This window comes from Acetobacter pasteurianus, assembly GCF_009914215.2.
In the GTDB taxonomy this organism is placed as follows: Bacteria; Pseudomonadota; Alphaproteobacteria; order Acetobacterales; family Acetobacteraceae; genus Acetobacter; species Acetobacter pasteurianus.
In genome coordinates this window covers 749,544-775,701 of sequence record NZ_CP039846.2, presented here as the reverse complement: position 1 = coordinate 775,701, position 26,158 = coordinate 749,544, and the positions used below count along the sequence as shown (strand labels likewise).

The 26,158-nt window shown below is 54.7% G+C and carries 25 protein-coding genes; 15 read left to right on the top strand and 10 right to left on the bottom strand.

The annotated features are described in order from the left end of the window. Positions 1 to 349: 349 nt before the first annotated feature. The 3 genes from FCN51_RS17095 to FCN51_RS17085 all read right to left on the bottom strand — a co-directional run bounded on the left by FCN51_RS17095 (position 350) and on the right by FCN51_RS17085 (position 2,325). The gene (locus FCN51_RS17095; protein WP_003626015.1) at positions 350 to 898 is read right to left on the bottom strand and encodes a Dps family protein; all 549 of its coding nucleotides are present in this window, start codon (positions 896 to 898) and stop codon (positions 350 to 352) included. A 156-nt stretch (positions 899 to 1,054) separates the two neighbouring features. Further along, a complete protein-coding gene (locus FCN51_RS17090; protein WP_160256436.1) occupies positions 1,055 to 2,026 on the bottom strand; it encodes an NAD(P)H-dependent glycerol-3-phosphate dehydrogenase in 972 nt (323 codons plus the stop codon). Between the two features lie 65 nt (positions 2,027 to 2,091). After that, positions 2,092 to 2,325, bottom strand: coding sequence for a (2Fe-2S)-binding protein (locus FCN51_RS17085; RefSeq protein WP_012812477.1), 234 nt, complete (start codon positions 2,323 to 2,325; stop codon positions 2,092 to 2,094). 336 nt (positions 2,326 to 2,661) lie between these two features. On the opposite strand from FCN51_RS17085, the gene FCN51_RS17080 reads away from it, so the two are divergent. Continuing rightward, complete coding sequence (locus FCN51_RS17080) at positions 2,662 to 4,113, top strand: hypothetical protein (protein WP_160256435.1); 1,452 nt, start codon at positions 2,662 to 2,664, stop codon at positions 4,111 to 4,113. A 78-nt stretch (positions 4,114 to 4,191) separates the two neighbouring features. Here FCN51_RS17080 and FCN51_RS17075 read toward each other — a convergent pair whose 3' ends face one another. Then, entirely contained in the window at positions 4,192 to 4,728 is a 537-nt protein-coding gene (locus FCN51_RS17075; protein WP_003628855.1) for a PACE efflux transporter, read from the bottom strand. Between the two features lie 62 nt (positions 4,729 to 4,790). Here FCN51_RS17075 and FCN51_RS17070 point away from each other — a divergent pair, with 62 nt between their 5' ends. From FCN51_RS17070 to aldA, 12 genes are all read left to right on the top strand, one after another. After that, the gene (locus FCN51_RS17070) at positions 4,791 to 5,699 is read left to right on the top strand and encodes a LysR family transcriptional regulator (protein WP_160256434.1); all 909 of its coding nucleotides are present in this window, start codon (positions 4,791 to 4,793) and stop codon (positions 5,697 to 5,699) included. A 157-nt stretch (positions 5,700 to 5,856) separates the two neighbouring features. Then, on the top strand, positions 5,857 to 7,062 hold the full coding sequence (locus FCN51_RS17065) for an amine dehydrogenase large subunit (protein ID WP_012812480.1): 1,206 nt from the start codon (positions 5,857 to 5,859) through the stop codon (positions 7,060 to 7,062). Then, positions 7,059 to 7,601 (top strand): MauE/DoxX family redox-associated membrane protein, encoded by a 543-nt coding sequence (locus FCN51_RS17060; protein ID WP_160256433.1) that lies wholly within the window; start codon positions 7,059 to 7,061, stop codon positions 7,599 to 7,601. Before FCN51_RS17065 ends, FCN51_RS17060 begins: the two co-directional genes overlap by 4 nt. Continuing rightward, positions 7,601 to 8,203 carry a redoxin family protein gene (locus tag FCN51_RS17055; RefSeq protein WP_012812481.1) on the top strand — a complete coding sequence of 201 codons (603 nt, stop codon included), beginning with the start codon at positions 7,601 to 7,603 and terminating at the stop codon, positions 8,201 to 8,203. The genes FCN51_RS17060 and FCN51_RS17055 overlap by 1 nt, the downstream gene beginning before the upstream one ends. Next, positions 8,190 to 8,777 (top strand): methylamine dehydrogenase (amicyanin) small subunit, encoded by a 588-nt coding sequence (mauA, locus tag FCN51_RS17050; RefSeq protein ID WP_003625995.1) that lies wholly within the window; start codon positions 8,190 to 8,192, stop codon positions 8,775 to 8,777. The genes FCN51_RS17055 and mauA overlap by 14 nt, the downstream gene beginning before the upstream one ends. Before the next feature lie 2 nt (positions 8,778 to 8,779). Beyond that, positions 8,780 to 9,289: a c-type cytochrome gene (locus FCN51_RS17045; protein ID WP_012812482.1), complete on the top strand. Its 510-nt coding sequence runs from the start codon at positions 8,780 to 8,782 to the stop codon at positions 9,287 to 9,289. 109 nt (positions 9,290 to 9,398) lie between these two features. Beyond that, entirely contained in the window at positions 9,399 to 10,778 is a 1,380-nt protein-coding gene (locus FCN51_RS17040; RefSeq protein ID WP_012812483.1) for an outer membrane beta-barrel protein, read from the top strand. A gap of 48 nt (positions 10,779 to 10,826) precedes the next feature. Then, on the top strand, positions 10,827 to 11,417 hold the full coding sequence (locus FCN51_RS17035) for a thioredoxin domain-containing protein (protein WP_012812484.1): 591 nt from the start codon (positions 10,827 to 10,829) through the stop codon (positions 11,415 to 11,417). A 128-nt stretch (positions 11,418 to 11,545) separates the two neighbouring features. After that, on the top strand, positions 11,546 to 12,298 hold the full coding sequence (locus FCN51_RS17030; RefSeq protein WP_160256432.1) for a hypothetical protein: 753 nt from the start codon (positions 11,546 to 11,548) through the stop codon (positions 12,296 to 12,298). Positions 12,299 to 12,382: 84 nt separating this feature from the next. Beyond that, on the top strand, positions 12,383 to 13,279 hold the full coding sequence (locus FCN51_RS17025; RefSeq protein ID WP_003628870.1) for an aldo/keto reductase: 897 nt from the start codon (positions 12,383 to 12,385) through the stop codon (positions 13,277 to 13,279). A gap of 6 nt (positions 13,280 to 13,285) precedes the next feature. Then, positions 13,286 to 14,152: a LysR family transcriptional regulator gene (locus tag FCN51_RS17020; protein ID WP_003628872.1), complete on the top strand. Its 867-nt coding sequence runs from the start codon at positions 13,286 to 13,288 to the stop codon at positions 14,150 to 14,152. A gap of 105 nt (positions 14,153 to 14,257) precedes the next feature. Continuing rightward, positions 14,258 to 15,706, top strand: coding sequence for an aldehyde dehydrogenase (gene aldA / locus FCN51_RS17015; RefSeq protein ID WP_160256431.1), 1,449 nt, complete (start codon positions 14,258 to 14,260; stop codon positions 15,704 to 15,706). Positions 15,707 to 15,809: 103 nt separating this feature from the next. On the opposite strand, the gene FCN51_RS17010 is transcribed toward aldA, so the two are convergent. The 4 genes from FCN51_RS17010 to FCN51_RS16995 form a co-directional block, all read right to left on the bottom strand. Beyond that, positions 15,810 to 17,114: a c-type cytochrome gene (locus tag FCN51_RS17010; RefSeq protein ID WP_160256430.1), complete on the bottom strand. Its 1,305-nt coding sequence runs from the start codon at positions 17,112 to 17,114 to the stop codon at positions 15,810 to 15,812. Between the two features lie 4 nt (positions 17,115 to 17,118). Beyond that, positions 17,119 to 19,311 (bottom strand): xanthine dehydrogenase family protein molybdopterin-binding subunit, encoded by a 2,193-nt coding sequence (locus tag FCN51_RS17005; RefSeq protein ID WP_160256429.1) that lies wholly within the window; start codon positions 19,309 to 19,311, stop codon positions 17,119 to 17,121. Further along, the gene (locus FCN51_RS17000; protein WP_003625977.1) at positions 19,308 to 19,769 is read right to left on the bottom strand and encodes a (2Fe-2S)-binding protein; all 462 of its coding nucleotides are present in this window, start codon (positions 19,767 to 19,769) and stop codon (positions 19,308 to 19,310) included. Before FCN51_RS17000 ends, FCN51_RS17005 begins: the two co-directional genes overlap by 4 nt. Positions 19,770 to 19,873: 104 nt before the next feature. Further along, the gene (locus FCN51_RS16995; RefSeq protein ID WP_160256428.1) at positions 19,874 to 20,956 is read right to left on the bottom strand and encodes a glycosyltransferase family 61 protein; all 1,083 of its coding nucleotides are present in this window, start codon (positions 20,954 to 20,956) and stop codon (positions 19,874 to 19,876) included. 107 nt (positions 20,957 to 21,063) lie between these two features. Here FCN51_RS16995 and FCN51_RS16990 point away from each other — a divergent pair, with 107 nt between their 5' ends. Beyond that, complete coding sequence (locus FCN51_RS16990; protein WP_124295041.1) at positions 21,064 to 22,161, top strand: class I SAM-dependent methyltransferase; 1,098 nt, start codon at positions 21,064 to 21,066, stop codon at positions 22,159 to 22,161. A gap of 14 nt (positions 22,162 to 22,175) precedes the next feature. Here the strand turns inward: FCN51_RS16990 and FCN51_RS16985 are convergent, their stop codons facing one another. Beyond that, positions 22,176 to 22,403: a hypothetical protein gene (locus FCN51_RS16985; RefSeq protein WP_003625973.1), complete on the bottom strand. Its 228-nt coding sequence runs from the start codon at positions 22,401 to 22,403 to the stop codon at positions 22,176 to 22,178. A gap of 379 nt (positions 22,404 to 22,782) precedes the next feature. On the opposite strand from FCN51_RS16985, the gene FCN51_RS16980 reads away from it, so the two are divergent. Beyond that, positions 22,783 to 24,471 carry a Hint domain-containing protein gene (locus tag FCN51_RS16980; RefSeq protein ID WP_160256427.1) on the top strand — a complete coding sequence of 563 codons (1,689 nt, stop codon included), beginning with the start codon at positions 22,783 to 22,785 and terminating at the stop codon, positions 24,469 to 24,471. Positions 24,472 to 24,551: 80 nt separating this feature from the next. On the opposite strand, the gene FCN51_RS16975 is transcribed toward FCN51_RS16980, so the two are convergent. Continuing rightward, positions 24,552 to 25,823 carry an MFS transporter gene (locus tag FCN51_RS16975; protein WP_124305635.1) on the bottom strand — a complete coding sequence of 424 codons (1,272 nt, stop codon included), beginning with the start codon at positions 25,821 to 25,823 and terminating at the stop codon, positions 24,552 to 24,554. Between the last annotated feature and the right edge of the window lie 335 nt (positions 25,824 to 26,158).

Here is a 26,158-nt window from a genome sequence, read left to right as displayed (position 1 = left end):
TATTTTTGCACCAATACATTAATATTTTCTAAACAACAAAAGTTATATAAAAATTCACAAAAGTTAGGAATTTCCCTCTTTTTATTTAAGGTGTTTGTTAATCTTAAATAAATTTATGAAAGATACTTAAAATCTATCCGAATATTAGATATGTGATAAATGTGAATCAGGCATGATTTTTATAAAAACCCATATATTACAACGTATTATAAAATATATCTGCACTTGTTTTATGGGTCTTATACATATGGTGTTGGCTGTATATTGCAAAATATAAAAAGCGGCCCAGATGATGGACCGCTTTTCTGAAAAGTTCTTTTTTAAAACTTTTAGATATTACCCTGAATATTTACTCATTATGGCCAAAAACCGGGCGCGTGCTTTCAAACAGGAACCACGTGCGGCGTTCGGTTTCATCAATCCAGTTTTCTAGCAGGCTGGTTGTGGCCACATCTCCGGCATCGGATGCAATGGCATGCACGGCGCGCAGGCGCTTGGTAAGGGTAAGGTTATCTTCCCGCAGTTCTGCCAACATGTCCTCTGGGGTGACGTACAGGGCATCGTTATCAGAAATTTTGGTTTTGCGGGCAATTTCCCCAACCGAGTGCAAGGTGGTGCCACCAATCTTGCGGGCGCGCTCGGCCATGGGGTCTGTCATGGCAAAAATCTGCTGGCTCTGTTCATCCAAAAGCAGGTGGTAATCCCGAAAATGGCGGCCGCTCATATGCCAATGAAAGTTCTTGGTTTTAATATACAGGGCAAACACATCGGCCAGAACTTCAGACAAGCCACCTGCTACGGCCTTTACCTTATCGGCCTTCAGGTCTGTTGGCGTGCCAAGATATTCCTTGATATGGGCTTCTTTAGCTGCGGCTGCTTTTGCTGTGGTTGTGCTCATGGTCTGAACGAACCTCCTGTTTTCACTTTTTGGCAACACCACACTGGTTGCTGCCAAGTGCTGCCTTTACACGTGGTACGATAAAGGCATGGTGCAAGGCCTGACATGGAAAGATCACAATTCTCACATCCATGTGAATGTCAGGGTGCAACGTGTTCAGGGGGCATCAAGTTCCGTGCGCAGGGGGCGGGTTAAAAGCTGTTCCTGCGCTTGTGGCAGCGTGATCCTGCCTTCCAGAAAAGCGGCAATGCAGGCGGTAATGGGCACATCCACCTTGTGCTGGTGGGCCAGCGCCAGAAGGGCATCTGCTGTGGTTACACCTTCTGCCACGCCGGGCAGGGTGGCCAGTGCGGTTTGGGTGGCGTTACCGCGGCCAAGGGCCAAACCCATCTGATAATTGCGCGAGGCCTCACCCGTGCAGGTCAGCAGCAGGTCTCCCAACCCGGCAAGGCCAGCCAGTGTGGCGGGTTGTGCCCCCAAGGCCACGCCAAGGCGGGTTATTTCTGCCAACCCACGGGTAATAAGGGCCGCGCGGGCGTTTTCTCCCAACCCGGCGCCAATGGTAATGCCCGCCGCCACGGCAATTACGTTTTTGGCCGCGCCCCCAAGCTGCACGCCAGTAATATCTGCGCTGGCATAAAGGCGCAGGCGCGGGGTGGAGAGCAGATCCACCAGCTTGCGTGCCAGTTCCATATTGGCGGAGGCCACAACAGATGCTGCCGGAAGGTCTGCCGCAACCTCGCGCGCAAAGTTGGGGCCAGAAAGTACAGCCCCCGGCACATCTGGCCGCAGCCGGTGCAGCACATCCAGCGGAAAAGCCAGCGTGCTGCGTTCTATGCCCTTGCAGCACAGCACAGCAGGCACGCCCGCAGGCACCAATGGCAGAACAGAGGCCATGTGTTGGGTGGGAATAACCATAAGCGCGCAGGCCACATCTGCCGGTGGCGGCGCAGAGGAAACGGTGATGGAATCTGGGAGTGGAAAATCTGGAAGGCGCGGCATGGCGCCAGAGGGTAGGCGGGCAGGGTTACGCGCCCACAAATAAACCTGTGCCCCGGTGCGGGCGGCGTGCAGGGCCAGCGCAGTACCCCATGCGCCAGCGCCCATAACCAGAATACGGTGTTTCATTCTTTAAGCGGTGCCAGAACCCCAACCAGGGTGCAAGCACGATATAAGGCCGTAGCCTGTGCGCCTTAGGCAGACAGCGCCACGCCAGCAGCAGCCGGCACCATGTGGGCCGGAACTTCGGCCTTTTTCATGTGTTTCAGGCGGGCTTCACGCAGCAGGCAGACAACGCCTTTTACGCAGTTCCCACACTGGGCCTTGCAGTTGCGCGCGGCATAAATTTCACGCGGGCGGGTGGCTCCATCCGCCACGGCAGCTTCAACGTCTTTGTGGGTGAGACGATTGCAAGAGCAGACAACCATACGCAGCACCTTTGTGGTGGGTGATCGATTCTGTGTAAGACCTGACCACAAATAAGAATGAATCGCAATTATTTTTTGCAAGAAGTTCTCATTTGCTTGTGTTCTGCCTGTGCATATGGGGGTGGGGTGCACGTATTTGGTGTGTGATTTTTGCAATGTTCGTATCAAATTTATGCATATGAACAAAAAAATAATAAATTTTATTCATATTAAAAATATAAGGAGCGCATCTTAAAAAAGCCTTTATTTAAAAAGCGAGGATGCGTGGATAAAAATATAACAAGAACATCGTATGTTCTCTTCCTGCTGTGCACGTTCTTTTTTATTTACAGAAACATGGAAGGCCTTGGGTATCTGCCCTTTGGTGATGAATCTGGCCATTTTTTAGGTGCCATTGCTCTGCATCGTGGGGATAGACTTTACCGCGAATACATAGATGCCCACGGCCCGCTGGTTTTTACGCTTTCATGGGTGGCGGGCCATTTTGTGGGGTGGTCTCAGGTATGGTTGATGCGCCTGGTTTCCACCGCCTGTGCGGCGGCGGCTGGGGCTGCGGTCTTTTTCTCTCCGCTGTTGCAGTTGAAATGGCAGCGTTATCTGGCTTCTGCCTTGTGGTTGGGGGCAGTGGGCAGCGTATGGGTGGTGCAGGGCCTTAATCTGGATGATTACTGGACAATAGGCGGGGCGCTGGCTGTTATTGCGCTGGCCATGCTGGCAGTGCCGCTTGCATGTGCTGCTCCTGTTTCGCGCATGCAGGCTTTTATGGGCGGGGCTGCCTTGGGGCTGCTGCCTTTTGCGGCTTATCCGTTCGGCCTGTTTTCCGCCGCGCTGGCTCTGGCTGTCTTGTGCGTGTTTCTTTCCGCCCCCCGGCAATATCAGGCCCCCGTTGTGGGTATGATGTTAGGGGGTGTGGCTGCTGTTGCCATCATGCTGCTCTGGCTGCTGGTATATGGTGATATTGGCGGCATGGTTGCGTTCCATTTTATCGCCAATCAGCAGTGGTACGCGCATTATATTCCAATGGACGTCAACCAGTTCTGGCAAAGCCTGCGTTTTTCTTTGGCTCCAGATCGTATTGTTCAAACAATAGCTGTGTGCATGTTGGCTGTGGGTGGCGCGTTGCTGCTGTTATACGGGCGGCATAGGGTGGCGGCGCTGTTTATCCTGCTTGGCATACTTAGCCTGCAGGCGCGTGGCAGTGTCGGGTTCCAGAACGGCTCATTCCTTATGGCGGCCTTGGGTCTGGGGGCTTTGCTGCTTGTGCGCGTGTTGGCATCCAAACCCAAAGTGATGGTTTTTGTGGCCGTTGCCTGTGTGGCATTAACGGTTGTTGGCGCGCGCCATGCGGTTTCATCCCCATTTGGGCAAACGGCGGCGCAAAGGCATGCGGTAGGCTGGCACCGCTTTAGGGAAAACCCCACCGTGGGCTTTGCAACACTTATTCGTAAATATGCGGCCCCGGATGAGCGTATTCTTGTTTTGCCGTATAATCCCGATGTTTATATTTACGCCAACCGCCTTTCCATGAAGAAATATCACGCCTACCTGCCGTGGGAGGCCGATTATGCGGCCCATCCGTGGCATGGATATACGCGCGATATTTGCGTGGATCTGTCAAAGGATGAACCCCCGGTTATCTATTATGATCACTGGGTTGTCTGGGGTACGTATCCGGCAGAAAAGTTTATGCCCTGTTTTTTACAGGTGCTGGAAAAAGACTACACGCAGATGCCGGATGATCAGTTCATTTATGTCAGAAAAGACCGGCTGGCAGCGCAGCAGCCGTAAAAGCATGCGTTATTCTGCATAAGTTTCACCCCCTATCACTGCCATGCAGGGTAGGGGGTATTTTTTGGTCGGTTCGGCTTACCCGTTGGCCTTGCCCGTTGCCGGGTGATCTGCCGGAACGGGGAAGATCCGGTCATACGCCATGTTAAATACAAACGCATAAACCAGATAGAACACGGCAATGGACATGCTGAGCGAAAACGCCGTCAGCACGCTTTCCTGCAGGTACCATGCAATGGCGGGCAGCAGCACAACCTGCAATCCGGCTTCAAACAGCAATGTGTGCACAATGCGTATGCGCACTGTTTTGTGCGTGGTGGCATAAAGCCGCGCCATTACGCGGTCGAACACCACGTTATAAAGGTAGTTCCATATTGTGGCGGTTATGGCGCTGCCAATGCCAATAACCCCCATGGAGGATTCGTGCAGCCCAAACAGTGTGCTGCCGGTGGGGATAACAATGGCCAGTGCGATAAGCTCAAACAGCAATACGTGGCGCACACGGTCTGCCGTGCCGCGCGTGCCCACAGCCGGAGCTGTTTGTGCGGTGTGATGATCTGCCATGGCAGAGGAGGCCGAAGCGGCCTGAAGGGAAGTGAATGTTTGCGTTGACATTCGGCGCAATCTATCGTCACCCCGGTTAAAGGAAAGATAAGAACCATCAGGAAAACAGATGGATGAATGTCTCGCTCGAACAGCTTGAAGCCTTTGTTGCCACAGCAGATGCGGGCTCATTTTCCGCAGCAGCCCGCCGTTTGGGGCGTGCGCAATCTGCTATCAGCACGCATGTAGCCAACCTGGAAGTAGATCTGGGGCTGGAATTATTCCTACGCACCGGGCGCACACCTGTATTGACACAAGAAGGTGAACGCCTGCTGCGTGAGGCCCGGGTGGTGCTGGACCGGCGCGAACATCTGATAGGCGTGGCCCGCTCTTTAGAAAATCAGGTCGAAAACCGGCTGGTCGTGGCTATAGATGAACTATACCCCGAATACGCCCTCGGCCCGGTTTTTGCCGAGTTTGCCGAGCACTTCCCCTACGTGGAAATGGAAATCCTTTTCCCGCTGATGGAGGATGTCGGCCAGCTTGTGCAGGAAGGGGCCGCGCATCTGGGGGTGATGTGGCAGCAAACACGTATGCCGCCAGATCTGGCATTCCGCACCATCGGGCGGGTGCCGCTTAAACTGGTATGCGGGCGCAACCACCCCTTAGCCAAATGCGGCCCCGTAGCGTGGGAAGATCTTAAACGGTATCGGCAGATCATGGTGGCCGCCCGTGGGCAGGAGCGCGAGCGCCAACATCTGCGCGTGGCGGGTGAGGTCTGGTGGGTGGAAAGCCACTGGGTGATTCTGGAACTGGTGAAGCACAATATCGGTTGGTCATTTATTTCAGACCATATTTTGGCGGCCTCTCCCGCAGCGCCAGATATTGTTACGCCGCCCCTGGCGTTTGATGCCGGAGACAGGCCCGTACCCCTGGCTGTGGTGTGGCATCACAAACGCCCGCAGGGCGCGGCAGCGCGCTGGTTACGGCAACGCCTATGTGCCTCGGAGTCTGTTTTATATAAAGGGCCAAAGGGCAGTTGATGAATATACGATCAATGGTAATGGATTGATATTTAATAAAATATAGAGCCGTTGTAACAAAACAACACTCCCACTTTAAAGCACATGTTTTGTCTTGCGGACGAAATGAGAAACGCTATGATACCGAAACATTCCGGTATCGAGAGAAACAGTTCGCATGTCTCTTCAAAAAGTCCGTCCCTCCCTGCTGCGCGCTCTTCTGGGCAGTGCAGCCATTCTGACCATGGGAGGAACCGCCGCCAAGGCAGCGGAACCCGTATTACAGACCGAGCAGAGTGACGTTATTACCCTGCCACCTTATTCTCCCCACACCATTTTGGTGGAAGATGCGGTTTACACCCACAACAAGGATGGCCGCGTTTATGTAGTGGATGCCGATTCCGGCAAACTGCTGGGCATGGTGCAGGCCGCCTATAACGGCAACATGGCCCTTACGCCCGATGCCAAGCGCATTTACGTGGCAGAAACCACGTGGGAACGCGGCAACCGCGGCGCACGGAACGATCTGCTGGCCGAATATGATGCCAGCACGCTCAAGCTCACATCCGATGAAAAACTGCCCGCCCGCGCGCTGGTCACCCCTAAAAAGAACGACTTCGCGCTGAATGCCGATGGTTCACGTGCCTACGTGTATCAGATGAGCCCCAGCAACGCAGTGGAAGTGGTGGACAACACTGCCCATAAAGTTACGCAGACGGTAGAAATTCCCGGTTGCGCGCTGGTGTATCCGTGGGGCAATTCCGGCTTCTCTTCCCTGTGTGCAGATGGCACGCTGGCCAATGTCAGCCTTGGGGCAGATGGCAAGGTGGGCATGACGCACACCGCACCGTTCTTTGAACCCGACAAGGACGGCATTTTTGAACAAAGCCCCACTGTTGCGGCAGATGGCACGGCTTACTTCATCAGCTACAGCGGCATGGTGTACCCCACCAAAATGGGGGAAAACAGCACGGTAGAAAAACCGTGGTCCTTGCAGGAAGGTGCGGGGCTGAAAGCTGCGCCCGATTCCTCCAAGCCGTTTGAAGTGACATGGCGCCCCGGTGGCTGGCAGATTGCCGCCCTGCACAAGGCATCTCATCAGATGTACGTGCTGATGCACAAAGGCACGTTCTGGACACATAAAGATAACGGCACGGAAGTGTGGGTGTATGACACGCAAACCCACAAGCGCATCCGCCGCTATCCGCTTAAAGTGGCCAGCAACCTTGTAGGTGTCACGCAGGATGAACACCCGCTGATGTTCACCGCCAATGAAGATAACGGTGATTTCTTTGTGTCCGATGCGCTTACGGGCAAGCCCCTGCGTACCATGAAGGCCCTTGGCACATCCCTTATCTTTACGGTTGCGCCGGGTGAAGGATGAGCCTGCTGGCTGAAACAGCCCCGCTTGCTGCCCTGTGCGCAGGGGGCATTGGCACCATGTTTTTGGTGGCTGGTGTTTCCAAACTGCGTGGGCATGATGCGTTTTTAGGCACGCTGGCCTCTTACCGGCTTTTGCCCTCATGGTCATACGAAGCTGTGGCATGGGGCTTGGCCGGGGCAGAGGTTCTGGCTGGTCTGGCGCTGTTTTCCGGCTTTGCCGCCGGGTTTGGCGGTTTGGCTGCTGCGGCCATGCTGGTGGTGTTTGCGCTTGCCATGGGCATTAATGTGGCCCGTGGGCGCACCAGCCTGTCTTGCGGGTGCACACCCGGTCTGGTGTCTGAAACCCTTTCATGGAAGCTGGTAGCCCGCACCGTGTTGTGCGTGCCGCTGGCGCTGGCCCCATGCTTTGCATCTGGCGTTTCTGCCTTTGTATGGGGGCAGGGCGTTATGGCGGGTGTGGCGCTGTATCTGGTGTGGCTGGCACTGGTGGCCCTGCCGCCAGAACGCGTACCCGGATCTGGCGGAGGGCAGGAAGCATGATGCTGTTTCTGTACATCTGGCAGGGGCTGCTCACCGTTCTGGCCCTTGGGCTTGCCGTTATGCTGGTGGCTTTGGCCCGCCAGATTGGTGTGCTGCACGAACGCCTTGCACCGCTGGGGAATCAGGAAGCCAAGCCGGGGCTGGATGTGGGGCAGATTGTGCCGCGTCTGGTTTTGCATACGCTACAGGGCCAGCCTTTTGTGGTGGGGGATACCCTGCCCGCAGGTGCCAAGCAGCTTTTGCTGTTTGTGGCGGCGGAATGCCCAGTGTGTAAGCGCGTTATCCCCATTGCGCGGCAGGTGGCTGCCGAACGTGGGCTGGACCTTATTTTTGTGGGCGATGGCCCCGAACCTGAACTGAAAAGCATGGTGGCGGCCCGCCCGGAAATGCAGGGTATCCCCCTGATAACCGGCGTGGAGCTGGCCCTTGTGCTGCAAATTAACCGTATGCCAGCCATGGTACTGCTTGATGAACGCGGCACCATTCTGGCCAAAGACCTCGTGAATACCCGGCGTCAGATCGAAGGGCTGCTTGGCAACATTACCGCCACACCCCCGCAGGGTCTGACCGATACAGGAGCAATGTCTCATGCTGCCGTCTGAAAACAAGAACTCCGCAGAACAGGGCACCCTGTTTGACCGGTTGACCGAATCTCTGCTCCGCCGTTTTGCGGGCAAAACATCCCGCCGTGGCGTGGTGGCAAAGCTGGGCGGCGTGGCCGCTGCCGTGCCACTGTTTCCGCTGCTGCCGGTAAGCCGCGCCAATGCGGCTTCTTCCTCCGCAGCCAAGGCTGTGGCCAAGGCCACAACGCCGTTTGGCTCCAAGGCGCAGGCCAAAGATGCCAATGCGTGCGATTACTGGCGGTATTGCGCCATTGATGGCAACTTGTGCTCCACCTGTGGTGGTGGCGTACATAGCTGCCCGCCGGGCACAGCACCTTCTCCCACATCCTGGATTGGTAGCTGCTACAACCCGCAGGATGGCAACTCCTACATGATTGCCTATCGTGATTGCTGTGGTCAGGATTCCTGTAACGAAGTTACCTGCCTGAACACGGATGGAGACCAGCCTTCCTACCGCCCCATGGCCAATAACGATATCATCTGGTGCTTTGGCACGGGCACGTCTGAAATGTACAACTGCTCCACAGCTGCGGTGATCGGGAAAGCTTCCTGATCATGTTGCGTGCTGTTTTCCGCCTTGCCGTGCCTGCTGTTGCAGCGTGTGCAACACTGGCTTTGGCAGGCGGGGTGGCACGCGCGGCAGATGCCGTGCCGGGGGCCACAAGTTTAAACCCCACGCAGGTTGCCTATCTTTCACACTGCGGGGGGTGCCACGGTATTGCAGGCGTATCTGGCCCAACCTTTGTGCCTATGCTGCGCGATAGCGTAGGCAGCTTTGCCTGCACGGATGAAGGGCGGAAATATCTGGTGCAGGTGCCGGGTGTTTCCATGTCCCTCATTCGGGATGATCAGCAGTTAGCCGATGTCATGAACTTTGTGCTGATTGATCTGGGCGGCAAAAGCACGCCGCCGGGCTTTAAGCCCTATACAGCGGCAGAAGTGCATGAATGGCGCCAGCATCCGCTTTCCATGCCGGATTTTATGGCCAACCGCGCCCATGTGCTGGAGCGTTCTTTGGCAGCGTGTCATCGCGGCAACAATGGCGCGGCTGCAACAGTAAAGTAACACGGCAAGCCCTGTTCTGCAGGGCTGCTCTCGGCTAGATCACGGCTTAGGTGCCACAATATTATAAAACAGAAGCAAACCCGCCCCCTGCCGCGGTTGTTTGTGGATAATGGGAGTATCAGGGAGCATGCGTTTGCGCCACCGTTTGTCCGCCGGTATGTGTTTTGCCCTGCAACTGGCAGCACTGCCTGCATTTGCGCAGGAAAAAACCACCCCCGATGATGCCGAGCGCCCTTTGGCGGTGGAAGAAACAGCAGCAGAAAAAAAGCAGGCCCAGAAGGATGAGGTGAACCTGAAAAGCCCTTCCAGCCACTCATGGTTTGATGATGTTGAAGGCCATATTGTGGTGGAAGCCGGCGTAAACGGCAACCCATGGACCAAAACAGGCCGTAACTGGGCGCAGTCTTACGTAGATAGGGCCAACACCGCCACACTGAACCAGATTACCGGCACGCTCTCCCACCCGGTAACAGAACTGGGCGATGGCTATGGTCTGGGTTTTGTGTTCGAGGTTCTGTATGGCTCCGATGCCCGCTTTAACCCTACCATTGGTATGGGCGATGGCAACCTGACAGGCATGTACCAGTGGACGCCCACTCAGGCGCATATTGATGCCCACCTGCCGTGGCTGACCAAAGGCGGGATAGACCTGCAGATTGGCCAGCAATACGGGATTCAGGGTTTTGAAGGCACAGATGCGCTGGAACGGCCTTTTTATTCCTACAACTATTCATCCGATTACATTGTGCCGTTTGAAACCGTGGGTGTTCTGGCCACATGGCACATGACAGACCACGCAGCCCTTGTGCTGGGTGTAAACGCCGGTAACTCCACCACCTTTGGCCATGCCAAAAACAACAGCCGCCCCAAAGGGTATTTTGGCTTCCAGTTTACAGAACTTGCAGGTGGCAAGCTGGATGTTGCCGCCATTGGCTATTTTGGCCCGCAGCAGAGCGTGTACGCCATTGGGCGTGAAGCCAACCACGATATGGAATATATCGGAGACCTTCTGGCCTCCTACAAAATTAACGATAAAACCACCGTCACCCTGAACGCCACCTACTTCCATGATGATTACCTGCGTGATGATGTGTACGGTGTGACCGCCTATTTCGCGCATGATTTCAGCGATGAGCTGACGTTTAACGCGCGTGGTGAAATCTTCCGCGATAACAATGGCGGCGTGGTGGGTAACAACACATCCCCCATGTCTTACGTGAACGAACTGCGTGGCCAGAACTATCCGTATGATTACGCACCCGGCACCACTTATGGGGAACTCACGGTGGGTGTTACGTATCGCCCCGGTTTTCTTAAGCTGCCCAAAGGTTCTTTTTCCATTCGCCCGGAAGTGCGGCTTGATAAATCCCTTAACGGCACACGGCCCTTTAACCGTGTTTCCCCCACGGATGATCCAAACGTGAACTATGCCAATAACGGCATGAACAACATGTTCTGGTTCAGCTGTGATGCCATCTGGGCATTTTAAAAACCCGCTACGCCACTCCACCACCGGCACAACATAAAGGACCAGCCCGTGCAGAACCTGATATACGCCAATGCTGCCCTTACTGTTGTGCTGCTTGCGGCCTGCATTGTTATGGGCCTGATGCTGCGCCGTATCCGCCGCCTGTTTCAGGAAATTGCGCCGGTGGGCGCGCTTACCAGCTCTCGCGGCCCGCAACCGGGAGATGCCTGCCCGCCACAGCCTTTTCACACATTGGCAGGCGGCGTGCTGGCGCTGGCTGGGGGTGCCAAGCCACGGCTGGTGCTGTTTGTTTCTGCAACATGCCCGATCTCTCGCAAGGTTATCCCTATCGCACGCAACTTCTGCGGGCGTGAAAATCTGGAGCTGGTGCTGGCGGGGGATGATGCCCCAACCATTCAGCAGCACTTTGCCCAGCAAACCAACACACCTGCTGCTGCGTTTATCAATGATCCGGCGCTGGGCCGTGCCTTGCAGGTAGATAAACTGCCTGCCGCGTTTTTGTTCGATCAGCAAGGCACGCTTATTGCCCGTGGGTTGGTGAACAACCGCGAGCATCTGGAAAGCTTGCTGAACGCGTGGGAGAGCGGGTTCAGCACGGTGCAAACCTACATGCAGCACACGCGCCGCAACCGCGCGTGATGTTGAATGTGTATTTGTAAAATATTTGGCAACCGTATTATAAATAATCGCAAATAGTTTTTATTGACTCTTCTGATCATAACTTGCCAGATTTAAATTAAGTTCTGGAAAAGAGCAGGAGTGCCACCATGACCGACTCCTTTCATCTCCCAAAAATCTCTCTTGAAGGCCTGGAGAAGATTATTATCGCGTACAGCCATGTGCCTGATAACCCTACCTTGGATATACTTGCGCGCCTTACCAAAATGGGGTCTGCCGCCATTAGCAGAAACAATAAGTTTCTGATGGATATCGGTATTATTGCAGGTGCGGCAGACAAAACAGTTACCCCCTTGGGCCAAAAGCTGGGGCATGCGCTGGAATACGCCATGGGGGCCGATGCACAGGCATATTGGCGGGAGGCCATCTCCAGCAATTCTGCCCTCATGGCGCTTATGACCACGGAACACCTGCAAAGCGGCATGAGCGAAAAGGATTTGTCTGCGCATATTCTTGATGTTTCGGTGCATAAAAAACATGCGCATACGCAAACAGGTGCGCGGTGCCTGATAGATATTCTGCTGGAAAGCGGATTACTTGTGCAGGATAAAGACAAGCTTGTAGCCGCCCCGGCCAAAAGCACAGAACAGCCTGAACCTGCTGTTCAAGATCATGGGCAAATTTTTGGCCTTCAGGCAGAAGATTCCGCGCCAGATACTAAGGACAGCACACCACAGGCCACACTTACGGGGGTGCCACTTGCAGGGCAGACTACAATGCACCCGGAACTGCCTTCTATCATGTTGAATCTGACATTGCCGGAAACCGAAGATCTAACGGTTTATGAAAAAATCTTTCGTGCTCTAAGGGAAAACCTTTTGGGTTTGCCGCCTTTACCCTAAGGCGTGTTCGCTCTGTGCAAAGCTGGCATGAGCGCAGCCCTGTGCAACCTCTGCGCCGGGTAGGCGTTGGGGATAGCATGTGGCATGGTTTTACACGCAAAACCAGCATGTTACCGTTTAACGCCAGATTCAGGAGAGCACGTTTTGGGTATTCCCGATATCACACTGCACGATGGTCTTACTTTTCCCGTTATTACCTTTGGTACCTACAAGCTGAACGGTATAGCTGGCATGGAAGCAATGGTCAGCGCATTGGATGTAGGGTACCACGCACTGGATAGCGCCTTTAATTATGAAAACGAAGGGGCCGTAGGCCATGCTGTACGTCAAAGCGGCAAAAAGCGGGAGGACCTGCGCATTGCCTCCAAACTGCCGGGCCGCCACCATGATTATAATGAGGCGCTGACAACCATTGAGGAATCCCTCTACCGTGCGCAGTTGGATTATTACGATCTGTATTACATCCACTGGCCCAACCCCAAGGTTGGCAAGTATGTAGAGGCATGGCAGGCGCTTATTGAAGCCAAGAAACGCGGCTATGTGCGCTCTATTGCCGTGTGTAACTTCCTGCCCGAACATCTGGAAAAATTGCAGAAAGAAACGGGCGTTCTGCCATCCATAAACCAGATTGAGCTTTCGCCCTACTTCCCGCAGGATGATATGCGGGCGCTACACAAAAAGCTGAACATTCTTACGCAGTCATGGAGCCCCCTTGGCCGTGCCAACAAGCTGCTGCAGGATCCGCTGATTCAAAAAATTGCCCAGCGGCTTAACAAATCCACCGTGCAGGTTATCCTGCGATGGCACCATCAGCTTGGCTGTGTGCCTATTCCCAAAGCAGCCAGCAAGGAACATCAGATTTCCAATATGGATATCTTTGATTTCTCCCTGACAGAGCAGGACATGAAGGACATGGCAACCCTTGCCCGCCCAGATGGCCGCAGCCACGGGCAGGACCCCGCAACATACGAAGAGTTCTGATTTATCATGGAAGCACTCCGTCTGGCGCAGTTGCAGATTTTCTGCGCCGTGATGGAGGAGGGCTCGGTGGTTGCGGCCTCGCGCCGCATGCACTGCGTGGCATCCAACATTACGGCGCGGCTCAAGGAGCTGGAACAGCTTTTGGGGCAGGATCTGTTTGCGCGTGAAAAAGGGCGGCTTATTCCCACGCCAGAAGGCCGCCTTTTTTACCATGAGGCAAAAGAGGTTGTGGAAAAAGCCCATAGCCTTGCAAACTTTTTTCAACCCGATGTGCCGCGTGGCATTTTGCGTATAGGCGCGCTGGATGTGGCCTTGGCGCATTTTTTGCCCCAATACATGCCTGCCTTTATGGCCGCCCACCCGGATGTAGAAATACGCCTGCTGCGCCGTGCCAGCTATACGCTGGAACATATGCTGGATGATCAGGAACTGGATCTGGCCATAACAGATGGCCCCATTGTGCATCCACTTCTTGAAAGCCGCTTTGTTTTTACAGAAGAACTGGTGCTGGTGGCCCCGCAGAATATCCGCAGTTTGCAGGATATTCACTGGCCCAGCACCACGGTGCTTCTGTTTCATACAGATTGCTTTTACCGCAGTGCGTTTGAACGCTGGATGGCAGAGCAGGGCTTTGTTCCCCGCGCTATTCAAACAGTGGAATCTTACGATGTCATTCGGGCCTGCGTGCGCGATGGTATTGGAATTTCCTGTTTTCCCAAAAGCATTTTTGCGCATAAAGCACCGGATGATGTGCGTGTTCTTGCCGTGCAGGGGCTACGCCCGGCCCCGGTTTACTGCGTATGGCGGCGCAATGGTGCAAAACCTTTGCTGCACAGGTTTATCAACACCATTTGCCCAGCAGAGGCATACTAAAACCATTCACTTTTTGTAAATGGTTTACTGATATATCATTACTTTTAATGAACGTATCTGTACGTCATACTGCAAACAGAATTTTAGAAAAAAGGAGAACATCTCATGGCTGATGTTAAACAGCAGGATCTGTTCATCAATAATGAATGGGTAAAACCCACATCTGGCAATTACACACCCATTAAAAGCCCCGCTACGGGGGAAGAAGTTGGCCAAGCCGCAGAAGGCAACCCGCAGGATGTAGATAAAGCCGTGGCTGCCGCAAAAGCCGCCTTTAAGGGCTGGAGCAGCAAACCTGCCAGCCAGCGGGCCGATTATCTTTACGCACTTAAAAACCTTGTAGAGCGGGATAAGGAACGTCTGGCCACCATTATTACATCGGAAATGGGCAAACCCATTAAGGAAGCCCGCGCCGAGGTAGATTTTGCCGCTGGCCTGTTGCGCTTTGCTGCAGAAAATGCCCGCAGGCTTCAGGGGGAAATCATTCCCGGTGAGCGTGAAGGTGAAAAAATCCTGATCGACCGCGTGCCGCACGGCGTAGTGGGGGCCATTGCCGCATGGAACTTCCCGCTGGCTCTGTGTGCTCGTAAAATTGCACCAGCACTGGCTGCGGGTAACACCATTGTGCTCAAACCCGCTGATGGCACACCGCTTTCTGGCCTGGCACTGGCCGAACTGGTGCAGGAAGCCGGTATTCCCGCCGGTGTGGTAAATGTGGTTACGGGCAGCGGCCAAGGTGTGGGCGTGCCGCTGGTAGCGCATAAGGATACCCCGCTGATTACCATGACAGGCTCTACCCCCGCGGGTAAGAAAATCATGGCAGCCGCAGCCGAACATCTTAAGGAAGTGCGGCTGGAGCTAGGTGGTAAAGCCCCATTTATTGTCATGGAAGATGCCGATATTCCCGCCGCGGTGGAAGCCGCCGTTACAGCACGCTTCTTCAACGGTGGGCAGGTGTGCACAGCCAACGAACGCACCTATGTGCATGAAGATGTGTATGATCGTTTTGCTACAGCGCTGAAAGATCGCATTGCCAGCCTGAAGGTGGGTGACCCCATGGATGATGCCACAGATATGGGCCCCAAGGTAAACGAAACCGAGCTGGAAAAAGTGGATGGCATTGTGCAAAAAGCCATATCACAGGGTGCAAAGCTGGAACTGGGTGGCAAACGCCTAACGGGTGGCGCCTTTGATAAAGGCACCTTCTACGCCCCCACATTGCTAACAGACATTACCCCGGATATGGACATTGTGCAGGACGAGGTATTTGGCCCCGTGCTCTCCCTTATCAAGGTGAAAGACTTTGATGAGGCCCTAACCCGCGCCAATGATAGTCGCTATGGGCTTTCCGCCTATCTGTTCACCAATGATCTCTCCCGTATCCTACGTATGGGCCGGGAACTGGACTTTGGGGAAATTTACGTCAACCGCGGATCGGGTGAAGAACCGCAGGGCTTCCACCACGGGTATCGTGAAAGCGGATTGGGGGGTGAGGACGGCCAGCACGGGCTGGAAGCCTATGTGCGCACCAAAACCATTTACCTGAACGCGTAATATCCAAACTCTGCCACGCCACATACTTTAAGCGTGGCAGATACAAAAAACCGTGCCGGAGCAGAACGCATCCGGCACGGTTTTTTTGTGTTTTCAGGAAAGATTAGTCCTGATCTTTTTTAATCTGCTCAACCTGTTTTTCCAGATCATGCGGTTGGGCGGTGGTAAAGTGTGTCATCACAAACGCGGCAAGATCGGCCAGATCACGGTTGCTGAGGCCACCCCCCGTAAAGTGCGGCATAATCTGCACGCCTGTTGCGGTTTGCAGGCCGCTGCCATTTACCAAAACCTGTATCAGGTTACGGCCATTATCCGCACCCAATGAGCGCCCGCCCGCAATGCTGGCAAAGCTGCTTTGCCGCCCGGTACCATCGGGCAGATGGCACCCCGCACAGGCTGATGCATAAAGCCGTGCGCCACGGCTGTTTTGCGGCAGGCTGGCATCTCCGCTGGCCACATTGCGGAAGGTTACGGCATCCTGCGGTGTGCTCACGGGTTTTGTGCTGCGCAGATACGTTACCATAGCCTGAATATCCGCCGGGGTAAGGTAGCGCAGGCTGTGGCCAATAACATCCGCCATATCACCAGATGCCGTGCCATGGCCATCGGCATGGCCGGTGGAAAGGTATTGCGCCAGTTCGGCATCTGTCCAGCCGCCAATACCGGTTTTGCGGTCGGACGAAATGTTATAGATGCGCCAGCCATTCAGCATATTCCCGCCAAATGCCTTGCTGGTGGAAAGCCCAAAGGTGAGTGTTCGCGGGCTGTGGCAATCTGCACAATGGCCTGCACCTTCCACCAGCCAGCGGCCACGGTTCCATTGGTCGGATTTTGTGGTGTCATCCGGGTAGGCAGAGGCCGGGCCGTTTACGATGTTCCAGAAAATCATCAAACTGCGTATGGAAAAAGGAAAACGCAGCTTGTTTTCTGGTGCCGCGCTGGCAGATGTAGGCAATGTGGCCAGATAGGCCCGAATATCGCGCACATCCTGATCACTCAGGCGGGAATACGCAGGGTAGGGCATGGCGGGGTAAAGGTGCTTGCCGCCGGGGGAAACACCTTGTTTTATGGCGGCAACAAATTCCTCATCACTCCATGCGCCAACGCCATGCTGCTTATCTGCCGTAATGTTCGTGGAATACACCACCCCCATGCCCGGCAACTTAAACGCCCGTCCGCCTGCATAAGGCATGCCGCCGGGGGCTGTGTGGCAGACCTCGCAATCTGATGCACGGGTGAGGTACTGCCCGCGTTCTACCGGTGTGCTGCCGGGTGTGCCGTCTTCCGCAGCGTTGGCATGGGCTGCGTGTGTGGGCAGGCATAAGGTTGCCAGCAGCAGGGCGGCCAATGCACCTGTGCCAGAAAGGGAAACACGTTTTGCGGGTGGGAAAGAAAAAGCGTGTGTCATGGTCTTATTCTTTCTCTTCCGTGTTGCGGGCAGAAAGCAGGGGCAGGCTGCGGTAACGCCGCCCCTGTGCCGCCGCCATGGCGTTGGCCAGCAATGGGGCTGCGGCTGCGGTGCCAACCTCACCAATGCCGCCGGGGTCTTCCTTGCTGGGCATCACCACCACATCAATGCGGCGTGGGGCCTCGTTCATGCGCATCACGCGCCATGTATTAAAGTTTTGCTGTTGTACACGCCCGTTTTCTAGCGTGATCTCATTATACAGGGCGGCGGAAAAGCCAAAAATCAGCCCGCCCTCTATTTGCGCAATCACCTGGTCCGGGTTGATAACCTGCCCGCAATCCACGGCTGCAGTCACGCGGTGGATAATTACTTCATCCGGGCTGGGCATTTCAATTTCCGCAATGCTGGCCATGTAGGATCCAAACGCAAACTGCAGGGCCACACCGCGCGCCCGGCCTTTGGGCACGGGTGTGCCCCAGCCTGCATCTGCTGCGGCACGTTCCAGCACTGCCAGCGCACGCGGGTTGTTCTGCACCATGGCGCGCCGATAGGCTACCGGGTCTGCCCCCGCGCGGGCGGCCAGTTCATCTATAAAACCTTCCACCACAAACAGGCCGCGTGTGCCACCTACACCGCGCCACCATGCGGTGGTGATGCCGGGGGCCTCGCGCCGGGCAAATTCCAGCCGATACGCGGGGTAGGTGTAGGGTGTTACCACTGTGGCAAGGGAGAGGTCTTCATCATACCCATCCTTTGTCAGTTCTGGCGGGTCCCACCGCGCCACCACGGCCGGGCCAACAATGCGATGTTGCAGTGCGGTGATATACCCTTTGTCATCCAGCGCGGCGGTGAGTTTATCAACATAGGCTGGGCGATATCTGTCCTTTGTAACATCTTCTTCCCGGCTCCAGATAATTTTCAGCGGGTAGGGCACCTGTTTTGCAAACTGCACGCATTGGGTGACGTATTCATGCTCCAGCCTGCGGCCAAAACCGCCACCAATATACTGGCTGTGCACCGTAATCTTGCTGGCAGGCAGGCCGGTTATTTCGGCTGCGGTATCTCGCGCGCGCTCGGCCACCTGCGTGCCTGCCCATACATCGCACCCATCTGGCCGCACATGGGCGGTGCAGTTTATGGGCTCCATAGGGGAATGGGCCAATAAGGGCTGCTGATAGGTGGCTGTGTAGGTGGTGCCAGATTTGCCAATTACATCCGGCGCATCTGCCTTGGCGTTGGCCACAATGGCCGGGCCGTTTAGCCCCGCGTGCAGATCATCATAAATGGTCTGGGTGGTAATGGCCGCGTTTTTTCCAAAATCCCACTGAATATGCAGGGCTTTCAGGCCCTTGCGCGCGGCCCAGTAATGCTCTGCCACCACGCATACGGTATCTTTATTATCCGTTACCAGAACAGCATGTACGCCATTTATAGCCAAGGCGGCGTTGCGGTTCATGCTGCGCACAGTGCCACCTTGCACGGGGCAGGCGGCCACGGTGCCAATTTTCATGCCCGGCACCTGCACATCCATGCCAAAGCGGGCGGTACCATCTACCTTGATCTGGCTATCCAGCCGATGGTGCTTGCGGCCAATAAGCGTGTAATTGGCGGCATCTTTTAATTTTGGCTCCTTGGGCACGGGCAGTTTGGCGGCAGCTTCTGCCACATCACCAAATGGTACGGTGCGGCCAGTGGGCGTATGCACCACGGCCCCGTTGGCGGTTGTGCAGCTTTCTGGTGCAACGCCCCAGTGTGAGGCCGCGGCCTGTACCAGCATGGTGCGCGCTGACGCACCAGCTTGGCGCAACGGCAACCATTCTGTCATGATAGAGGTAGAACCGCCGGTAATTTCCGCACCGCCACCGGGGGGTGCGGCCTCTATCTGCACGGCAAAGGGGTCTATCCCCAGTTCTTCCGCCATTAGCATTACGGATGATGTGTAAATACCTTGCCCCATCTCGATATTTGGCAAAATGAGGGTAATGGTATTATCTGCGGCAATACGAATAAACGCATTGGGTGCAAAGGGGGTGGCAACATCTTCCACCAGCACGCCGGTGCCTGCCTGCGAGGCCTGAGCCGCCCGCCCGCGTGCTGTGGGCCATAGCGTTGCCAGCAACAATGCACCGCCTGCTTGCAGCACGCGCCTGCGGCTGGTTTTTAACCGCGTGGTGGATGAGGGGGAATGTGTGCTCATGCCAGTTCTCCCGCTGCGTGGTGAATGGCTGCGCGAATACGCATATACGTGCCACAGCGGCACATATTGCCAGACATGGCGCTGTCTATCTGTTCATCCGTGGGTTTGGGGGTGGTGCGTAGCAGGGCCACGGCGGCCATAACCTGCCCTGGCTGGCAGTATCCGCACTGCACCACATCCAGTTCCACCCACGCAGATTTGATGGCCCGTACAATCGGGTCTGCCATATCCAGCCCCTCTGGCGTGGTAATGGCGCGCTCTCCCACCAGCCCAACAGGCAGGTTGCACGCACGCACGGCCTTGCCATCTACATACACGGTGCAGGCCCCACACTGGGCAATGCCGCAGCCAAACTTGGCGGCATTCAGGCCCAGAATATCGCGCAACACCCAAAGTAACGGCGTATCGGCATCAACGTCCACGCTGTGCGGCTGGCCGTTTATCATAAGGGTTGGCATGAGGGGGGCTCCTGCTAGGTGGTTTTTGGCGTATGAAAAACCAGCCTAACATTTTCGGAACGGAAACGGAATCTTATTGAATATATATACAGAAATACAGACAGCTATCTTGAGCCAATCTGCCCTTTGCGCCAGTGCAGCAGGGCTTGTGCGTGGCGCACAATTTCGCCCACAGGCAGGGGCAGGGTGGCGGGTGTATAGTGGTCTTCATGCGCAACGCCGGTTTCCACCTTGTCTGCCCAATATTGCAAGCCACCCTGAATACACATGGCCAGAAAACACGGGTTGAGATGATGGCTGGGCACCAGTTCGTACACCAGCGTGCCGGGCTGGCACCACGCCACATTGGCAAGGCCCGCGCCCAAAAAGCCCATTACCATATCGGCCTGTGCAAACAGGTCTATCTGCTGGGCTATGGGCAGGCATTCGGGGCGCACGCGGGTAAAGCCAAGTGTGCTTAGCGCCTCGGCCAATTCGGCCTCGTTGGGCATATGGCGGTTTGCGGCCTCGCCGCGTTCCAAAAACAGGTAGCGCCCGCGTGTGGGCGTGGTGCTGGCGGCCTGACGCAACGCGGCATAGGCTGCGAGAGATGTTGCGGATGCCGTAAAATCCGTTTTGCCACGCACAAAATCTGTATACACCACGCGGGGGAAGGCATAGCGCGTGCCGGGGTGGGTGATCAGCCGTCGTTCTGGCGCAAGCCCTGCAAGGGTTACAAACTGTTCCTGCCACGGGGTAAGGGGTGGCAGCAAAAACACATCGTTCTGCCCAGCATGTTTTAGAAAATAGTAAAGGGCCGGAACCGTGTGTGCCACCCAGTGATAGTAATTGGTGTTCCAGTGGTCAAACCCGGCCCATGCGGTGCAATGGTGCTGCTCCACCGGTGTGCTGGTGGGGGCTGCGTGCCAGCGCTCTAATGCTGCAAGGCCTTGGGTGTAAACCGTATCATGCAGGGGGTGGCCTTCCCACGCAAACAGGGCCAGTGCGGGGTCAAACACTGCGGGGCCAAAGCTGTAGCGGTATATGGGTGGGGTATCTGTGTGCCAGTCTGTCAGCAGGCTGTGGGTGCCATCGGGCAGGGTGCCGCCAAAGGCAAAGTTTCCCCCCATGCGGGGTGAGGTTTCAATGAGCCCCCGGCCTCCAGCAGCCTGAAATACACAAGGAAAAGCAGAAAGAGACACAGACATGGCAGGGGGCTTTAGCGTTTGGCAAGGGTGTGCCAAGTATAGGGGTGGGGCTTGGGTTCAGGCAATAGGGCGGAACTTTGGCGCGCACAGTATGCAAGGTAGAGCGGATGCAAGACGGTTCCTATAACGAAGTACCAGTTATCAGAACACCGGTTTTTAAAACTCCAGCGGATGATCTGGCCTACTGGCAGGCCAACCCGGATGTGGCCGCGTGTGGGCTTTCTGCCCCCCAGCATTATGCCCAGCATGGCCAGCACGAAGGGCGGATGCAGGCTGCCAATCAGGATCTGGTGGCCGCCATGCGTGAACGCAAGCTGGAACGCATTGCCTTCCGCCAGAACCCCGTAACACCGCGCACCTATGGCCAGCCCGCCAATTACATGACAGACGCCATAAGGCAGGAGTTCCATATTCCGCCTTTTCCGCCTATTTCGGCCCATAATTACGGTGGCTATATTGCGGGCCTGCAAAAAGAACACCCGGACTGGATGTTTTTGGATGTAGGGGCCGGGCTGCGTGATACCGTAACCGAGCAGATGGTGAATGTAGATGTGTTTCCTGCCCTGAGCACCGATGTGGTGTGTGTGGGCGAAAACCTGCCTTTTGCCGATGCCCAGTTTGATTTTGTGCTGTGTGCCGCAACGCTGGAACACACCAAGCGCCCGTGGGAGGTTGCGGCTGAAATTTGCCGCGTGCTCAAACCCGGCGGCATTGTGCGCATAGATTATCCGTTTTTGCAGCCGGTGCACGGTTATCCATCACACTACTTTAACGCCACACCTGAAGGAAATATCAGCCTTTTTGAAAAATGGTGTGATATCCAGTACTGCATTGTGGAAGACCACTTTCACCCTATCCACGCCCTGCGCTGGATGATGGAGGACTGGAAAAACGGCCTGCCAGATGATGCCAAAGCCCAGTTTGGCAACATGCGGGTGGATGACTTTTTGTCCTCCCCCATTCCGGACATGATGCAGCAGCCTTTCTGCACAGAGCTCAGCCCCGAAGCCAAAAAGGTGATTTGTGCGGGTTCTACGCTGGAAGGTGTTAAAAAGCAGGGCCCGCAGTTTTATGGCAGCCTGCGCGAAGAACATCTGGCGCAGGAAGTGCAGCAGGCCCGGCGGGATGTGGAGATCATGCGGGCGTCCTCATCATGGAAGCTCACAGCCCCGTTGCGTAAGGTTGTTGGCCTGCGGCGCAAATAAGGCGGAGAGCCGGCTCAGCTAAAAAACATCGGGTAAGCAAACATCCATATGCCTATAATCAGCAGAATGCCCGCAATAATCATAGGCAGCACAATGGTAACCATCGGGCCAAAGCGCGCGGGCCGTTCTGGCGGCAACCCGGCAGCCTGATGCACCTGCGCCACGCGGGCATCAATTTCTGCGTCTATGGGGTCTTCCTCTGTCCAGTCTTCTTCTGGCGTGGGGGAGGGGGCATTTATCATGTGCGGTCCTTGTGCTGGGCAAAAGCGGTTTCAGCTCTGTGTAGCGCATGTTGGGGAATGGGTTAAACAAGGCCGCACGGATTATACACCTTATTGGCGTGGCCGGTTTATATACCATTTAAGGCACCAGCCTGCTTGATGCCTCAGCATATCCAGTAACAGAAAAAGAACCAGATCAGTCCCATTTTTAAGCGATGAATGGTGGGAACGGCCTGAATGCCCCGCAAATTTGGCCGGAAACGATACTGTGCACCGTTAAAAAAGGGAAGATATGTTTCAACATAGTTAACTTGTTGCAAATACATAAACATTTTTGTTGAAATAAGGTTAAGAAAACCTTAAACATCCTCCCCGACTGTATACACTTTGTCATATTTAAATGGGGGGTAAGGGCGTGGCCGTAACAATCAATTCAAGTGGTAATTGGAGTGATCTTGCCACTGATAGTACCGATATTATTTTAGACGGTACGGCCTCTCCCATTACACTCAATATTATTGCGCATAATTACGGTGGCTGGACTGAAGGCGATACTGAAAATTCGAATTTTCATGATGTCACCATGACCGTTAAAGGCGATGTGACGCTAACGGGGGATGGTTATCTTTCTATTAATAATAATCTTACCAACGATGCGACATCCTTCACCGTTGAATCAACCAACTTTTCGGTAAATGGCACTCTGTCGGGCAATACCGTTACCATTGCAAATGGTGGTTCCCTGTCTGTTGGCACATTGACTGCTCCCGTTACCTTCGGGGCGTCTCCCTCAGATTCCAGTACGTATAATACGTTAATTGTGAACAATTATGCGGCCAGCGGAACGCTCACAATCAACAACCTGTCTCCGCGTGATCAGATTGTTTTCTCCAATGGTCAAACCACAAGCCTGAGCTGGAGCGATAACGGCAATGAAATTGTGGACCAGAACGGAGATGTGCTGGCCAACGTGACCTTTGCCGATGGTTACACCAAGGATGATTATTCCTTTAACGGAGATACCGTAACCGTTACCTGCTTTCTTGCTGGCAGCATGATCCGCACGCCAGAAGGTGAAAAAGCGGTTGAAAACATCCAGCTTGGTGATGACGTTCTTGCCTTTGATTGGCAGCATAACAAAAATGTTGCGCGCACGGTTGTGTGGGCAGGCAAAGCGCATGCACATGTGCAGGCCGATCTTGCGGATGATGAAGCCGGTTGGCCTGTGCGCATTCTTGAAAACGCCATTGCCCCGGGCGTGCCTTATAAGGATATGCTGGTTACGGCAGAACATTGCCTGTTCTTTAATGGCAAGTTTGTGCCAGCCCGTATGCTGGTGAATGGCGTTTCCATCTTTTACGATAAATCCATCACCTCTTACGATTATTATCACGTAGAAACAGAGCAGCACGCCGTTATCACGGCCGATGGCGTGCAGACAGAAAGCTATCTGGATACAGGCAACCGTTCCTCCTTCCGCCAGCTTGGCAAGGTTGTTGCGCTGCGTGGTAAGGCCAAAAGCTGGGCGCACGATGCAGGGGCCCCTCTGGGGGTTGAGCGGGCTTTTGTTGAGCCTCTGTTTTATGCTTTGAGCGCACGCGCCCGTAAGATTGCCAGCCCCGCGGTATGTGCCCAAACGGCAAAAACAACCACAGATCCAGATCTGCATCTGGTTACAAACACAGGTGCCATTGTGCGGCCCCTGCGTAAGGAAACCAAGAAATACAGCTTTATGCTGCCTTCTGGCACGCAGTTTGTGCGTGTTGTTTCCCGCGCCAGCCGCCCGGCAGATGTGATTGGGCCTTTTGTGGATGATCGCCGCTATATGGGTGTGGCTGTTATGGATGTGCGCCTGTTCTGCGCTACATTGACGCATGACATTACGGCGCATCTTCAGGCTGAAAAGCCCGCTGGCTGGCATGCTTCAGATTGGACAGATTGCGCATGGACCAATGGTGATGCCGTGCTGCCGCTTGGGGATTATCTGACCAACGGCAATATGGGCATTCTTTCCATGACCATTCAGCAAGCAGGTCCGTATCTTGCTGAAGATCAGAAAGCTGCAAACTTAAACCTGCTTTCTGCCTGATTTTATCAGTTCGGTATGTTTAAAGGCAGGCTCTACCCTTATGGGTAGGGCCTGTTTTTGTTGGGAATAGTTGCAGCGTTTTACGGCTTTTTCTGCCCGGTTTCACGCAGCAGAAAGGTTAGCACGCCTGCCAGCACAATACCGGCTAGGCCAAAGCTAAAGCCTTCTGTAAAGTCCGCCCCGTTGAGCGGCCGCCCATGCCCTAGATGTTGCAGGAATGCGGCAAACAGCGGAGAGACAATGGCGCTCATAACAAACACCAAAAAGTTAATGGCCCCTGTGGCGCTGCCCTTTACATCATCTGCATTTACTTCCTTGATGATGGTGTAGGGGATCATGGCCGCACCGGAAGAAAAGCCCAGAAGCAAGGCAAGCACATAAGGCGGAAAGGTGTTGCCCGGCAGGTAGATAATGGCCGCAACCGTAAGCGCCATAACAATAATGCCGCCCAACAGCACGGGTTTTCTGCGCCCGATCTTGTCTGTTAAATAGCCAAGGGCAGGGCAGCCAAACATCCAGCCCACAGGCACCATGGCGGCCCGCATTACGGCCTCATGGTACCCAACGTGCCAGCTTTGGGTTAAAAACGTAATGCCCCATGTCATGCTGCCCACGGTGGTAGGTAAAAACAGCAGCCCCGCACACAGCCCGCACAGATAGGACTGCGGGTTGGTGAGCACGCTTTTATACGGCGCAAACATGGAGCCAGAAGCCGGGGCCACATGCGTGGTATCTGCCTTTTTTTCCTGTGGGGTCATGACAAACAGAAAAACGGCTATCAGGGCAATCAGCAGCCCGGTATCAATCCAGTAAAAATGCCAGTTGATAACACCATGAATTAGCCATGCCACGGTAGATTGCCCCATGGCGCCGCCCAGCATGCCCGCGCACTGCGTGGCCCCCACAGCCGTGGCCAGATACTTTTTGGGAAAGCCCCGCGCCGCCAGATAAACCGCGCCCACAAAGGCAAAAGCCGAGCCCGCACCCTGCATAAGGCGGCCAAGGCTTGCCATCCATTCTTCTCCCCAGCCAAACAGGCAGGTGCCCACGGCCAGCACCAGCGCCCCAAACGAGATGGTATATTTTGCCCCCCATCGGTCTACCGCCGCGCCCGAGATAATGGAGCAGAAGGAATAGGTGTAATAATACAGCCCGAGTAAGGACCCCAAACCCACCGTTGTCAGCCCGAAGGAGGAAACCAGCTCGCTCACCATAACGCTGGGGGCGGAGCGTGTAGAGTATTGCAGAAGATAAAAAACCAGGCACAAAAACCATGCAATAATATAGGGTGTCTGGCTTGAAGTTGTGGGCTTGCGTGTTGGCGGCGGCGGGGTGTTAATATTAGCAGGCATATTTATCTTCCACACTCTTTTACGTCATCAATAAGAAATATTCCGAAAATCTATATATGATTTTTCATTCCCATACACTGACAACACTTATCCGGTCTGACGTGATCTGCTGATAAGAGGCAACACAATTTTCAGAGACACCTTACCCCTTAACATAGACGTGTCTTGGCTGAAATTGATGTATGTCTTTTGGGACGTGTGAAGGTGTTAGGGCGCTGTGTGCTCTCTATATACAAGAATTTTTAAAATATAGATTCATACTGTTCTGAAAATAGGTATCTAATATTAAATAGATATGCAGATTTCCCGCACACTGTTCGGTTCAGCGTGCCAAT